At 66.9% G+C, this 13,978-nt stretch carries 14 protein-coding genes and 1 pseudogene; 13 read left to right on the top strand and 2 right to left on the bottom strand.

Annotated features, from left to right (window positions below; translation table 11 throughout):
- Positions 1-268 precede the first annotated feature (268 nt).
- From catA to ACQCSZ_RS10315, 3 genes are all read left to right on the top strand, one after another.
- A complete protein-coding gene (gene catA / locus ACQCSZ_RS10325; protein ID WP_427007897.1) occupies positions 269-1,117 on the top strand; it encodes a catechol 1,2-dioxygenase in 849 nt (282 codons plus the stop codon).
- 130 nt (positions 1,118-1,247) lie between these two features.
- The gene (locus ACQCSZ_RS10320) at positions 1,248-1,826 is read left to right on the top strand and encodes a flavin reductase family protein (RefSeq protein WP_427007896.1); all 579 of its coding nucleotides are present in this window, start codon (positions 1,248-1,250) and stop codon (positions 1,824-1,826) included.
- Positions 1,827-1,854: 28 nt separating this feature from the next.
- Positions 1,855-3,450, top strand: a complete 1,596-nt coding sequence (locus ACQCSZ_RS10315; protein ID WP_427007895.1) for a 4-hydroxyphenylacetate 3-hydroxylase family protein — start codon at positions 1,855-1,857, stop codon at positions 3,448-3,450.
- Here ACQCSZ_RS10315 and ACQCSZ_RS10310 read toward each other — a convergent pair.
- Both ACQCSZ_RS10310 and ACQCSZ_RS10305 read right to left on the bottom strand, forming a co-directional pair.
- A pseudogene (locus ACQCSZ_RS10310) lies at positions 3,437-3,862 on the bottom strand (IclR family transcriptional regulator domain-containing protein); the annotation flags it as partial. The gene ACQCSZ_RS10315 and the pseudogene ACQCSZ_RS10310 sit on opposite strands and share 14 nt — an antisense overlap.
- A 180-nt stretch (positions 3,863-4,042) precedes the next feature.
- Entirely contained in the window at positions 4,043-5,191 is a 1,149-nt protein-coding gene (locus ACQCSZ_RS10305; protein WP_427007894.1) for a HoxN/HupN/NixA family nickel/cobalt transporter, read from the bottom strand.
- Positions 5,192-5,329: 138 nt separating this feature from the next.
- Between ACQCSZ_RS10305 and ACQCSZ_RS10300 the strand changes: the two genes are divergently transcribed.
- The 10 genes from ACQCSZ_RS10300 (at position 5,330) to ACQCSZ_RS10255 (ending at position 13,967) form a co-directional block, all read left to right on the top strand.
- Positions 5,330-5,659 carry a hydrogenase maturation nickel metallochaperone HypA gene (locus ACQCSZ_RS10300; protein WP_427007893.1) on the top strand — a complete coding sequence of 110 codons (330 nt, stop codon included), beginning with the start codon at positions 5,330-5,332 and terminating at the stop codon, positions 5,657-5,659.
- A 72-nt stretch (positions 5,660-5,731) separates the two neighbouring features.
- Positions 5,732-6,544 carry a hydrogenase nickel incorporation protein HypB gene (hypB, locus tag ACQCSZ_RS10295; RefSeq protein ID WP_427007892.1) on the top strand — a complete coding sequence of 271 codons (813 nt, stop codon included), beginning with the start codon at positions 5,732-5,734 and terminating at the stop codon, positions 6,542-6,544.
- Positions 6,545-6,574: 30 nt separating this feature from the next.
- The gene (locus tag ACQCSZ_RS10290; RefSeq protein WP_211879227.1) at positions 6,575-7,633 is read left to right on the top strand and encodes a hydrogenase expression protein HypE; all 1,059 of its coding nucleotides are present in this window, start codon (positions 6,575-6,577) and stop codon (positions 7,631-7,633) included.
- Positions 7,634-7,667: 34 nt separating this feature from the next.
- The gene (locus tag ACQCSZ_RS10285) at positions 7,668-9,461 is read left to right on the top strand and encodes a nickel-dependent hydrogenase large subunit (protein WP_427007891.1); all 1,794 of its coding nucleotides are present in this window, start codon (positions 7,668-7,670) and stop codon (positions 9,459-9,461) included.
- Between the two features lie 6 nt (positions 9,462-9,467).
- Positions 9,468-10,424, top strand: coding sequence for a NifU family protein (locus ACQCSZ_RS10280; RefSeq protein ID WP_427007890.1), 957 nt, complete (start codon positions 9,468-9,470; stop codon positions 10,422-10,424).
- A 1-nt stretch (position 10,425) separates the two neighbouring features.
- Positions 10,426-11,133 (top strand): DUF5947 family protein, encoded by a 708-nt coding sequence (locus ACQCSZ_RS10275; RefSeq protein ID WP_427007889.1) that lies wholly within the window; start codon positions 10,426-10,428, stop codon positions 11,131-11,133.
- Positions 11,130-11,786, top strand: coding sequence for a DUF6084 family protein (locus ACQCSZ_RS10270; RefSeq protein ID WP_427007888.1), 657 nt, complete (start codon positions 11,130-11,132; stop codon positions 11,784-11,786). The genes ACQCSZ_RS10275 and ACQCSZ_RS10270 overlap by 4 nt, the downstream gene beginning before the upstream one ends.
- On the top strand, positions 11,783-13,285 hold the full coding sequence (locus tag ACQCSZ_RS10265) for a hypothetical protein (protein ID WP_427007887.1): 1,503 nt from the start codon (positions 11,783-11,785) through the stop codon (positions 13,283-13,285). The genes ACQCSZ_RS10270 and ACQCSZ_RS10265 overlap by 4 nt, the downstream gene beginning before the upstream one ends.
- Positions 13,282-13,401, top strand: a complete 120-nt coding sequence (locus tag ACQCSZ_RS10260) for a DUF6893 family small protein (protein WP_427007886.1) — start codon at positions 13,282-13,284, stop codon at positions 13,399-13,401. The genes ACQCSZ_RS10265 and ACQCSZ_RS10260 overlap by 4 nt, the downstream gene beginning before the upstream one ends.
- A complete protein-coding gene (locus ACQCSZ_RS10255; protein ID WP_427008308.1) occupies positions 13,401-13,967 on the top strand; it encodes a hydrogenase maturation protease in 567 nt (188 codons plus the stop codon). Before ACQCSZ_RS10260 ends, ACQCSZ_RS10255 begins: the two co-directional genes overlap by 1 nt.
- The last annotated feature ends 11 nt before the right edge of the window (positions 13,968-13,978 follow it).

Raw genomic sequence — 13,978 nt, 5'->3', positions numbered from 1 at the left:
GCCGCGATTGCTCAGGATGTGTTCGGCGTGCCCGTCGACGGTCCTCGCCAAGCACCCTCCGCCGTCGAACAGCTGACCCAGTACCCTCGCAACGATTGATACGCAGGAGCTTTCAATGACCCGAAAATAAGTACTTTACTTCACTCAATTCCAGGTCTAGCGTAGTTACATATGAAGATGTGAGACAGGGCACAGCGGCCCGGGTTCCCGCATCCACCGGCCGTCACACCGGCCACCGTAGATATCGTGCATCGACAAAGGAGTCGTCATGACGACGGAATCCCAGGCCACGGCCGCCGCTTCGGGCGCAGGGGCAACAGCCCGCTTCAGGGAGAACAAGCACGTCGAAGGCGCCACCAGCCAGGAGCGGGTCAACGCCCTCGCCAGCCGGCTCGTCAAGGCCGTCAATGACATCGTCACGGACGAGAAAGTCACGTACGACGAATACAACGCCTTCAAGTCCTGGCTCATCAGCGTCGGCGAAACCGGCGAATGGCCGCTGTTCCTGGACGTCTGGGTGGAGCACTCCGTCGAGGAGGTCGCCAACGCCAACCGGCACGGCTCCAAGGGCACCATCGAGGGCCCATACTACATCCCGGATGCCCCCGTCCAGCAGAGTCCCGCGACGCTGCCGATGCGCGAGGACGAGCCGGGCACTCCGCTGCTGTTCCAGGGCGAGGTCAGGAACGTCGCCGGCGAACCGCTCCCCGGTGCCCTGATCGAGATCTGGCACGCCGATGACCTGGGCTTCTACTCCCAGTTTGCCCCGGGCCTGCCGGAATGGAACCTCCGCGGCTCCATCACCGCGGACGAGCAGGGCAAGTTCCAGATCAACACCATCCAGCCCGCGCCGTACCAGATCCCCACGGACGGCGCCTGCGGAGCCCTGATCTCGGCCGCCGGCTGGCACGCCTGGCGCCCGGCCCATATCCACCTGAAGGTTTCGGCTGCCGAGCACCAGCTCATCACCACCCAGCTCTACTTCGAAGGCGACAAACACATCGCCGATGACATCGCCTCGGCCGTGAAGCCGGAACTCGTCCTCGCCCCCACCGGGCGCGCTGACGGCGCAGGCCGTGAAGTCACCTACGACTTCATCCTCGACCCGCGGGACTGACCCCCCGGTCCGGCGCACGGCAGCACTCCATTACCGGCGGGTGGGGGTATTTCCGCCAGCCGCCATCCAACCCACACGGCCTGCCCTGATGCCGCGTTGCCAAAATCAGGCCAAACAAAAGGAGTCGCCAGTGACTCAGGAAGCAGTCAAGGCCGCCATTGATACCCGGGAACTGCGCCACGCCTTCGGCACGTTTGCCACCGGAGTCACGGTTGTCACGTGCCGGTCGGAGGATAGTGTGCCGCATGGTGCCACTGTCAACGCGTTCACCGCCGTGTCGCTGGATCCGCCGCTCGCCCAGGTCACGCTGACCCGCACCTCACGGGCCGCCCGCTACCTCGAAGGCGCCCCGTTCGCCATCAACATCCTCTCCCTCGAGCAGATGGACGTTGCCCTGCACTTCGCCGGCAAGGTCATGACAGAGGAGCCGGAGTGGGCCCTGGACGGCAACGTCCCCGTCCTGACGAAGAACGCAGCCACCCTGGAATGCCGGCCCTGGAACATCTACGACGGCGGCGACCACATCATCGTGGTGGGCGAAGTCATCGCCATGGAGATCACCAGGCGCGAACCGCTCCTGTTCTTCGGCGGGAAGTTCCGCCAGATCGGACGCCTTGTTGAAGGGGCGCCCTGGGACCACTCCGGTGACGCCCCCGAATCGGGCTGGTTCGCCGGCGCCCGTTCCTTCAAGCCCTTTACCAGCCTTTAGCCCTGACACATACCTGAAAGGAACGATCATGACCGAGGCCACGGATCAGGTTCCCTCGTCCACTCCGTCGATGGATGAGCGGACCACCCCTGCCAACCCGAAGATGCCGATGACGGGGGATGAATACATCGCCTCCCTCCAGGACGACCGCGAGGTGTGGATCTATGGTGAGCGGGTCAAGGACGTCACCACGCACCCGGCGTTCCGGAACTCCATCCGGATGGTGGCACGGCTGTACGATGCGATGCACAAGCCGGAGCTGCAGGACAAGCTGATGGTGCCCACGGACACCGGGTCCGGGGGCAAGACGATGTCCTACTTCCGGACCCCGCACAGCGTGGAGGACCTCAAGCAGGACCGGACCGCGATCGAGACCTGGGCGCGGATGAGCTACGGCTGGCTGGGGCGTTCCCCGGACTACAAGGCCGCGTTCCTGGGCACCCTGGGCGGGATGCCGGACTTCTACGAGCCGTTCCAGGAGAACGCGAAGCGCTGGTACAAGGAGTCCCAGGAGAAGGTCCTGTACTGGAACCACGCGATCATCAACCCGCCGGTGGACCGGCACCTGCCGCCGGACGAGGTCGGCGATGTGTTCATGAAGGTCGAGAAGGAAACCGACTCGGGGCTGATCGTCTCCGGCGCGAAGGTCGTCGCGACCGGCTCGGCCATCACCAACTACAACTTCATCGCCCATTACGGGCTGCCGATCAAGCGCAAGGAATTCGCGCTGATCTGTACCGTCCCGATGGACGCGCCGGGCGTGAAGCTGATCAGCCGTGCCTCCTACAGCCACCAGGCCGCGGTGATGGGCACTCCGTTCGACTACCCGCTCTCGAGCCGGATGGACGAAAACGACTCCGTGTTCGTCTTCGACAAGGTCCTGATCCCGTGGGAGAACGTCTTCGCCTACGGGGACGTGGAGAAGATCAACAACTTCTTCCCGCAGACCGGCTTCCTCAACCGCTTCACCTTCCAGGGTGTGATCCGGCTGGCCACCAAGCTGGACTTCATCGCCGGTCTGCTGATGAAGGCCCTGGAGATCGCCGGGACCCAGGACTTCCGCGGCGTCCAGACCCGCGTGGGCGAGGTCCTGGGCTGGCGGAACATGTTCTACGCGCTGATCGACGGGATGACGTTCAACCCGGACCCGGGCCCGAACGGGACCGTGCTGCCCAAGCTGGACTACGGCCTGTCCTACCGGATGTTCATGTCCATCGGCTACCCGCGGATCAAGGAGATCATCGAACAGGACGTCGCGTCCGGGCTGATTTACCTCAACTCCTCCGCGCTGGACTTCAAGACCCCGGAGATCCGGCCGTACCTGGACAAGTACGTCCGCGGCTCCGACGGCGTCGAGGCCGTGGACCGGGTGAAGCTGATGAAGCTGCTCTGGGACTCCATCGGCACCGAGTTCGGCGGCCGGCACGAACTCTACGAACGGAACTACTCCGGCAACCACGAGAACGTCAAGGCCGAGATCCTCTTCGCCGCCCAGGCGCAGGGCACCACGGACTACATGAAGGGCTTCGCGGACCAGTGCCTGGCCGAATACGACCTGGACGGCTGGACCGTGCCGGACCTGATCAGCAACGACGACGTCAGCATCTTCCTCAAACGCAGCTGACCGGCCGCCGCGGCCCCGCGTAACAACCGGGCGCCGCCCCGCGGCCGGCCGGCCCGCAGGGAGAACACAGGAACCCCGCCATCGGGCACGCCCGACGGCGGGGTTTCCGGTGCTGCGGAAGCCGGCTCAGTTCGAGCGCCCGTGTCAGTTGCCGCTTGAGCGCTGGCGTGGTGTGGATCCTGGCGATAAGCCACGGCGTCAGGCCACCTCGGTATTTCTCCTCCACTTCCACGTTGCCGAGCTCGGCCAGGATCGCCTTGCCCCCGGCGGAGCAATAGGCCGGCACGAGGTCCCCCATCCTGGCCTTGACGCGCAGGTCCTCTTCGGACTCGATGCCGTCGATGAAACGGATGTTGGGGCCGGTGAGCACCATGAGCTGGACGGTGTCGTTGACGTCTTCCTGAAGATATTGTCGATAGGGTCGTGGCGTGGATCATGTACCGGATCCTCTTCACGGATGCGGATACGGCCTCGCTGGGACCGGAACGGCGCCTGCGGCAACTGCTGCGGCGAGCGACCTGCTGGACGCGGTGGTGTTGCCGGGTTTCGCCGGGACCGGGCTGTGCGCTGCCCCGCCCTCCGCTGGTCCGGTCTAGCGGTCGCGGCCGGCGTCGGCGTCCCGGAGGGGGCTGGTCCACCGTTCCTCAATATGGCCGAACCGCCACACCGCCAGCGCGAGGATCCACGTGGTGACGAACAAGGCAACAACCGTGTACCCGACCGAGCTCAAATCAAGTCCGCCGATGTCAGCCAACGGGCCCGTACTGATCCCGATCCGTTCCACCGCGATCGAAATCAGCTCGACCGAGCCGATGCCCAGGGCAACGGCGACGGAAAGCCCGGTGACGACGATGTTGTAATAGATCCTGCGGACCGGCTTGGACAGCGCCCAGCCGTAGGCGAAGTTCATGAGGCAGCCGTCGATGGAGTCCAGCAGGCTCATGCCGGCGGCAAACAGGACGGGCAGCGTGAGGATCGCGTACCACGGAAGCGTCGACGCCGCCGCCCCGCCTGCCAGGATCAGCAGGCTGACCTCCGTGGCCGTATCGAACCCGAGCCCGAACAGCAGTCCGACGCCATACACCTGCCAGGGACGCCGGACCGATCGCGTTACCCGGCCGAGAACGCGGTTCACCAGACCCCGGTTCGCGGACACCTGCCGGTCCGCCTCGGCCGCACCGTAGTCACCATTGCGCATCCGCCGGACGGACCTGATCGTGCCCAGCAGGACCCCCAAATTCACAATGCCGATGCAGTACAGAAACAGCCCGGAGACGGTGGTGCCGAAGAGCCCCAGAAAGGAATGAAGTTCCGCCGTGCCGGCCGCCGTCCGGTCTGCCAGGCTCCGGATTCCGGCCGCCAGCAGGGCGCACATGCCGAACACAACGCTCGAGTGGCCCAGGGAAAACCAGAATCCCACGGACATCCTTCGCTTGCCCTCGCCGCAGAGTTTCCGCGTGATGTTGTCAATCGCCGCAATATGGTCGGCGTCGAAAGCATGGCGCAGGCCGAGCGTGTAGGCCGCCACGCCGAGACCGATGCCAAAGGCGCCGGTGGCGCCGGCGGGGAAGTTTCCCGGTGCCGCCACTCCTGCCAGCACGCCCCAGCCGAGGAGGTGCAGGAGGGCGACAAACCCGGCCATCCCGCCAAGCGATGCCCACTCCCGGCCGGTCAGGACGCCTCGTGGGCGACCGGCCCGGGCCGGTCGCGCGGCCTCCGGTCGCTCCTCCGGTTGCTTCATGATTCCAGCCTCTGATTCCACAGAAGATGCAGATTGCCGGGATGACTTCGTCCACTTAGCGGCAGTATACCTTCGTGTCAAAGTGGATGGTTGCGCTTTGTCCGCTGCGAGCCTATCTTGGCAGGAAGGAGCGCGACCATGCACGAGCTTTCCATCATGCAGGGCCTGGTTGACGCCGTTCTGGACCGCACGGGCGAACGGCCGGTTGCTGCGGTCAACCTTCGGGTCGGGTCCCTGTCAGGCGTACTGCCTGATGCCATGCGTTTTTGTTTTGACGTAGTTGCTGCCGGCACTCCGCTGGCCGGCGCACGGTTGCAGATCGATGAGCCGGAGGGGGTGGCCCGGTGCCGGAGTTGTGCCGGGAAATTCGTGCTGCCGGACCTGATCCTCCTTTGCCCCTGCGGCAGCGCCGACGTCGAAGTGCTCAGCGGCCGCGAACTCATGCTGATGTCGGTGGAGGTGGCGTAGAAGATGTGTACAACATGCGGTTGCGGCGATGAGGCCAACACCCGGGTTTCGACCCTCCAGGAACTCCAAGGCATGTTGGAACACGAGCACCCGCACGTCCACGCCGACGGCCATGACCATCCGCACGTCCATGCCGAGGGCCATGACCACCCGCATCCGCACGGACACGGCCCGGGCCACGAACACACCGTCCACCACCCCGAGACCGTCACCCTGGAGCAGAACCTGCTCGCCAAGAACGACCTGTTGGCGGCCCGGAACCGCGGCTGGCTTGCCGGCCGGGGAATCCGGGCGCTGAACGTGATGAGCTCACCGGGGGCAGGCAAGACCACCCTGCTGGTCCGCACCCTGACCGAACTGGGAGCGCGCCTGAACGCCGGGGTCATCGAGGGGGACCAGGAGACGTCCCTGGACGCGGACCGGATCCGTGCTGTGGGCCGCCCGGTGATCCAGATCAACACCGGCGCCGGATGCCATCTCGACGCCGACATGCTCCGGCGCGGGCTCGACGCCCTCGACCCGCAGACGGGATCCACGGTCTTCATCGAAAACGTCGGCAACCTCGTCTGCCCGGCCCTGTTTGACCTCGGCGAAACAGCCAAAGTAGTAGTCGTTTCGGTTACGGAAGGTGATGACAAACCACAAAAATACCCCCACATGTTCAGGGCAGCCGACCTCGTGATCGTCAACAAGGCGGATCTGCTTCCCTATGTTGAATTCGACGTCGACGAGTGCCTGCGCCAGATCCGGCAGCTCAACTCCCACGCCCACTTCCTGGTCCTTTCGGCCACCACCGGCGAAGGCCTCGCCGGCTGGTATGACTGGCTCGACAACGCCAGCACCCGGTCAGACACCTTGACTGAATCCCTGACAGACGCACATTAAGCCCCTGGCGGGCCACTGAAAGAGGCAACAATGCCTACTGAAACTTCCCTCAAGGCCGAAGAAGCCCTGATCCACGTCCTGTGGATCAACGCCGGACTGAGCTGCGACGGCGATTCGGTCGCCCTGACGGCCGCCACCCAGCCCAGCGTCGAGGAGATCGCCCTCGGCGCACTGCCCGGCCTGCCCCGGATCGCCATGCACTGGCCCCTGATCGACTTCGAGTGCGGACCCCAGGAAGGGGCCGACGACTTCCTGGAATGGTTCCGCAAGGCGGACCGCGGGGAACTGGAGCCGTTCGTCCTGGTCGTCGAGGGGTCCATCCCCAACGAAAAACTGCACGACCCCGGGGGCTACTGGTGCGGCTTCGGCAACGACCTGGAGACCGGCCAGCCCATCACCACCAGCGAGTGGCTGGACCGTCTGGCGCCGAAAGCCACTGCCATCATTGCAGCCGGAACCTGCGCGACGTACGGCGGCATCCACGCCATGGCGGGAAACCCTACCGGTGCCATGGGAGTCCCGGACTACCTCGGCTATGACTGGAAGTCCAAGGCCGGCATCCCCATCGTCTGTGTCCCGGGCTGCCCGATCCAGCCGGACAACCTCTCCGAGACCATGACGTACCTGCTCTACCAGGCCACCGGCCAGGCCCCAATGATCCCGCTCGACGAGGCGCTGCGGCCTACCTGGCTGTTCGGCAAGACCGTGCACGAGGGCTGTGACCGGGCAGGGTACTACGAGCAGGGCGACTTCGCCACCGAGTACGGCTCCCCGAAGTGCATCGTCAAGCTCGGATGCTGGGGTCCCGTGGTCAAGTGCAACGTGCCCAAGCGCGGGTGGATGAACGGCATCGGCGGCTGCCCGAACGTCGGCGGCATCTGCATCGGCTGCACCATGCCGGGCTTCCCGGACAAGTTCATGCCCTTCATGGACGAGCCCCCGGGAGGCAAGCTGTCCACCAACAGCATCCGCCCCTACGGGGCCGCCATCAGGGCCCTCCGCGGCATCACCACCCACACCCTGGACCAGGAGCCGAAGTGGCGCCGGCCCGGACCCGAGCTCCTTACCGGCGCCCAGCGCACCTGGTAGAAACCCCTCCACACGTCCAGACAGGTGAAGCACAATGACCTCCACGATTCCAATGCAGTCCGGGAGCGAAGCGGGTAACAACAAGCTGGTGGAGATGGCGTGGGATCCCATTACCAGGATCGTCGGCAGCCTCGGCATCTACACCAAGATCGATTTCGAGAACAACCAGGTGGTGGAGTGCAAGAGCACCTCCTCGATCTTCCGCGGCTATTCCATCTTCATGAAGGGCAAGGACCCGCGGGACGCCCACTTCATCACGAGCCGCATCTGTGGCATCTGCGGCGACAACCACGCCACCTGCTCCTGTTACACGCAGAACATGGCCTATGGCGTGAAGCCCCCGAATCTGGGCGAATGGATTGTGAACCTCGGCGAAGCGGCCGAGTACATGTTCGACCACAACATTTTCCAGGAAAACCTCGTCGGCGTGGACTACTGCGAAAAGATGGTGTCCGAAACCAACCCCGGCGTCCTGGCCAAGGCCGAGAACACCCGCGCCCCGCACGAGGGAGACCACGGCTACCGCACCATCGCCGACATCATGCGCTCGCTCAACCCGTTCACCGGGGAGTTCTACCGGGAGGCGCTGCAGGTCAGCCGGCTGACCCGCGAGATGTTCTGCCTCATGGAAGGACGCCACGTGCACCCGTCCACGCTCTATCCGGGCGGCGTCGGAACCGTGGCCACCATCCAGCTGATGACCGACTACATCACCCGGCTGATGCGGTACGTCGAATTCATGAAAAAAGTCGTCCCGATGCATGACGACCTGTTCGACTTCTTCTACGAGGCCCTGCCGGGCTACGAACAGGTGGGGCTGCGGCGCACGCTGCTCGGCTGCTGGGGATCCCTCCAGGATCCGGACTACTGCAACTTCGAGTACAAGGACATGACCGAGTGGGGCCGGAAGATGTTCGTCACCCCCGGCGTGGTGGTGGACGGCAAACTGGTCACGACGGATCTGGTGCGGATCAACCTGGGCATCCGGATCATGCTCGGTTCCTCCTACTACGAGGACTGGGAAGACCAGGAAATGTTCGTCACCCATGATCCGCTGGGCAATCCGGTGGACCGCCGCCATCCCTGGAACCAGCACACGAACCCGAAACCGCAGAAACGGGACCTGGCGGAGAAATACAGCTGGGTCATGTCCCCGCGCTGGTTCGACGGCGAGAACAACCTGGCGCTGGATACCGGCGGGGGACCGCTGGCCCGGCTCTGGGCCACGGCGCTCGCCGGGCTGGTGGACATCGGCTACATCAAGTCCACCGGCAGGAGCGTCCAGATCAACCTCCCCAAGACCGCGCTGAAGGGGCCGGTGTCCTTCGAGTGGAACATTCCGCAGTGGAGCAACACGCTGGAACGCAACCGGGCCCGCACGTACTTCCAGGCGTATGCCGCCGCTGCAGCCCTGCACTTCGCGGAAAAGGCCCTCGAGGAAATCCGCGCCGGCAGGACCAAGACGTGGGAAACCTTCGAGGTCCCCGATGAAGCGATCGGCTGCGGCTTCACCGAGGCGGTGCGGGGCGTCCTGTCCCACCACATGGTGATCCGCGACGGCAAGATCGCCAACTACCACCCCTACCCGCCGACCCCGTGGAACGCCAGTCCCACGGATTCGGACGGCGTCTCCGGCCCCTACGAGGATGCCGTGCAGGGCCAGCCGATCTTTGAGGAGAATGACCGCGAGCATTTCAAGGGCATCGACATCATGCGCACTGTCCGCAGCTTTGACCCGTGCCTCCCGTGCGGCGTCCACATGTATCTGGGCAACGGCCAGACCCTGGACAAGCTGCATTCCCCGACCCAGTCCCTGACCGGAGAGTAACCGGCCATGCACGGCCAGGACCGGGCGCTGCAGGCGGGCGAACGGATCGGCACCCTCCTCGACGCCCTCGGCGCCGGCGGGGCGGTGGCCCGCGGGCGGGCCGAGGACCTGGTGCGGCAGGTCACGGACCTTTACGGCTCGGGCCTGGAGCGGATCCTGGAAATCCTCGATGAACACGGCAAACTCGACGGCGCCACGCTGGCGGCGCTGACCTCCGACGACCTGGTATCCAGCCTGCTCATCATCCACGGGCTCCACCCCCAGGACTTGGAAACCCGCGTGGCAGCCGCGCTGGACAGCGTCAGGCCCTACCTGGGATCCCACGGCGGCAACGTCGAGCTGATGGACATCAGCACCGAGGGCGTGGTGCGGCTGCGGCTGCTCGGGACCTGCCAGGGCTGCCCGTCGTCGGCCGTCACGCTCAAGTTCGCCGTCGAAGAGGCCATCGAATCCGCCGCGCCGGAGGTGACGGCCATCGAAGTCGTCGAGGAGGAAAAACATGCCGCCGCGCCGGCGCTGATCCCCGTCGACGCCCTGCTCGTCCGCGTCAACCAGCTGCCGGCCCAGGCCGGCGGGACAGCCGAAGAAAGCTGGCAGCTCCATGCCGGCGGGTCCTGGGAACCCGTCCCGGAGATCGCCCGGCTGGAACCCGGCGACGTGGCGGGGTTCCTCGTCGACGGGTACCCGGTGCTGGCCTGCCGGACCGGGCAGGACGTGTACGCCTACCGCGACTATTGCCCCCGCTGCGCCGGTTCCATGGCGGGAGCCACGCTGCAGCGCGCGCTCGCGGCACCGTCCGGCGGCGGCCTGCTGCGCTGCCCGGGCTGCCGGGCACACTTCGATGTGCGGCAGGCCGGCGCCTGCCTGGAGGACAAGGGCCTGCACCTGGACCCGTTGCCCCTGCTGGTCCGGGGCGGCGTGATGTCCGTTGCCGTGCCGGTCCCTTCCGGACAGGGCGGCTGAGATGAACCCGGGGGAGTCCGCCGCCTCCGGCCGTACGCCGGGCTCCGGCAGCCTGCCGGTGGCGCTGCTGCGCCGGATCGCCGTCGCCCCGCCCGCCCCCGCCGCCGGCGAACGCTGCGAGATGTGCGGGGAACCCCTCCCGGAGACGCATCAGCACGTCGTGGATCTGGAGAGCCACGCCATGATGTGCACGTGCCGGCCGTGCTACCTCCTCTTCACCGACAGCACCGCCCATCTCCGGTACCGTTCCGTGCCGGACCGGTACTTCTCCTTTCCTGATTTCGAGCTGGGTCCGGGCCAGTGGGACGAGCTGGAAATTCCGGTGGGCCTCGCCTTTTTCTTCCGCAGCTCCAAACTCGACCGCACCGTCGCCTTCTATCCCGGTCCTGCCGGCGCCACCGAATCCGAGCTTCCGCTGGACGCCTGGGCCGCCGTGCTGGCCAGGAACCCGGCCCTGGGCCGCGCGGCCCCGGACACCGAGGCGCTGCTGATCCGCGGTCCCGGCCCGGGCCGCCCCCAGGCCGACTGCCACCTCGTCCCCGTGGACGCCTGCTATGAACTGGTCGGGCAGCTCCGGCGCCGGTGGCGCGGGTTCGACGGCGGGCAGGAGGCCCGCGAGCAGCTCGCCGCGTTTTTCGCCCGGGTCAGCAGCCGCAGCAAGCCGGTGCACGAGGAAAACCGCGACACCGTCCCCGGAGGCACCCAATGACCGAACTGGCCTTCGCCGTCCTGGACATCCAACCCGAACCGTACGCCGCCGCCCCGCAACTGACCGCCCGCCTGAGGCTGACCGAGGCAACCGGAGCAGTGGTCCATGCCATCGCGCTGCGCTGCCAGGTCCGCATCCTGCCCCAGCGCCGCGGCTACACCGCCGGGGAGGAACCCGGGCTGCTGGACCTCTTCGGCGACCGCGGCCGCTGGCCCAATACCCTCAAGTCCTTCCTCTGGATGCAGTGCAGCACCGTGGTGCAAGGCTTCACCGGGGAGACGGAAATCGAGCTGCCGCTGCCGTGCACCTTTGACTTCGACGTTGCCGCCTCCAAGTACCTGCATGCCCTGCACGACGGCGAGATCCCGCTGGAGCTGCTGTTCTCCGGGACGGTCTTCACGAGAGGCCAGACGGGATTCGGGGTGGAACCGGTGCCCTGGGATCTCGAGGCCTCCTACCGGCTTCCCGTGGAGGCCTGGCGCCTGCTGATGGACCAGTATTTCCCCAACGCGGGGTGGATCCGCCTGGACCGGAACGTCCTGGCAGCCCTGGCACAGTACAAGTCCGCACGCGGACTCACGTCCTGGGAAGCTGCGGTGGAGGGTCTGCTGGCCGGCGCCGCCGCGGATGTGGCGGGAGACCCGCTCCGATGAACATGAGCCTCAGCCTCGCGCGCGCCGTCGCCGACGCCGTCCTCTACGAGGGCTACCTCCTGTACCCCTACCGGGCGTCCTCGCAGAAGAACCAGGCCCGCTGGCAGTTCGGCATTCTGGGGCCGCCGGGCGCCGCGGACGCCGGCACCGGGGAAGAGCCGGCCATGTTCGCCGACTGCCTGCTGAGCCCGGGCCCGGCGTCGGAGCTGGAGGTCCACCTCCGCTTTCTGCAGCTTCAGACGCGCACCGCCGAAAAAGCGGACGACGCCGGCCGGTTCGCCCCCGTGGGCGAGCTCACCGCCGGCGCCTCGCGCTGGTTGAGCTGGGATGAGGCCGTGGAGCACGAAATCACCCTGGGGCCCTTTCCGCTGGCGCGGCTGACCGGCGCGGAGGAGACGTTGCCGGTGGAGATACCCGCCGGCACGGACTTCGAGGATCTTACCGACGCCGGCGGGCGCACGGCCGGCCGGCTGGTGCGACGGCGCCACGCCCTCAGCGCGGAAGTCAGGCTGGAGGCCGCCGTCGTCACCGGCCGGCTGCTGCGGCTGCGCGTGACCGTGGCGAATACCGCACCGCCACCTCCGGACTCCCTGGCCCCGCACGCCTGGAGCAAGGAGGAAGCGATCGCCCGGTCCTTCATCGGCTCCCACCTGCTGTTGAGCGTGCAGGACGGGGATTTCCTCTCGCTTCTCGAACCGCCCGGATGGGCCGCGGACGCGGCCCGGCACTGCTCCCAGCACCGCTGCTGGCCGGTGCTGGCCGGCCCGGAGGGACAGACCGACGTGCTGCTGGTCTCGCCCATCATCCTCTACGATCACCCGGCGGTGGCCCCGGAAAGCTCGGTGGCGCTGTATGACTCCACCGAAATCGACGAGATCCTCACGCTGCGCGTGCTGACGCTGACCGACGAGGAAAAAGCCGAGGCCCGCGCCACCGATCCGCGGGCGGCCGCGGTCATCGACCGCTGCGAGGCCATGACGGCGGAGGAACTGCAGCAGTTGCACGGGGTCCTGCGGAATCCGCATGCCCTGGCCGACCCCACCCTGCCGGCCGGGCCCACCCTGCCGGCCGGCAGCGCCTCACCCGACGGCGGGGACGGTGACCTGAGCTGGTGGCAGCCGGAGGCCGAAGCCAGCGTCCGGCCGGAGCTGGACGCCGTCCTGATTGACGGGATTCCGGTGGCCCGCGGCAGCCGGGTCAGGGTCCATCCGCGCCGGCGCGCCGACGCCCAGGACCTCTTTTTTGCCGGCCAGACGGGCCGGGTCACCAGCGTCCATTTCGACGTCGACGGCAGCACCCACGTGGGACTGGTCCTGGAACAGGATCCGGCGGCGGACCTCCACGAAGGCTACGGCAGGTCCTTCTACTATGCGCCGGATGAACTGGAGCCGCTGGAACCTAGCCCCCCGGCCGCGGGACCAGGCATGACGGGACCAGGGGCCGCGGGGCCAGGCATGACGGCACCCAGGATTCAGGATGGAAAGGAAGACGCACAATGAGAGCTGTTGGAATGGCCACGGTCTGTGTTCTGGCGGCGGTGGCCCTAGGCGCCGTATACGTCGGGATTCGTTCCGTGCCGGACATCCGGCGCTACCTCAAAGCGCGCCGGATGTGATGCACATGCTCCCGCCCGGCCGGACCGGCGTCGAATCCCCGAAGCGCGGGGCCAGCGTCCTCGTTGCCGGCGTCGGCAACATGTTCCTGCGTGATGACGGATTCGGCCCGGAGGTAGCCCGCCGGCTGGCCTCGGCCGGGGACCCGAACGCGGCGGACCAGTCCGTGGACCCGGCGGGGCAGCGCGTCACGGTTGTTGACTACGGCATCCGCGGCATGCACCTGGCCTACGACCTGCTCGCAGGCGTGGACGTCCTGGTGCTGGTGGATGCGATGCCGCCGGACGGAGACGAGGACACGGCCCCGGGAAGCATCAGGGTGCTGCGTGTCCGGGGCGGGGATCTGGATTCCAGCGCGTCCCTCGACCCGCACGGCATGGATCCGGTGGCCGTGCTGGGCCGTCTGCGTTCCTTGGGGGGTGAGCTGCCACTCACGTACGTGGTGGGCTGTGTGCCCGCCGATCTGGCGGAAGGCATCGGCCTGTCCGCGCCGGTAGCAGCGGCTGTGCCGGAGGCCCTGGCCGCCGTCGCCGACATTCTCGCCCTCCACGCTTCGGTCAATCCGTAAGGAAGTGCGCA

The organism is Pseudarthrobacter sp. H2, from assembly GCF_050157045.1.
GTDB lineage: Bacteria > Actinomycetota > Actinomycetes > Actinomycetales > Micrococcaceae > Arthrobacter.
Note: the sequence above shows the minus strand (reverse complement) of the source record. Positions and strands in the feature narration are given on the sequence as shown.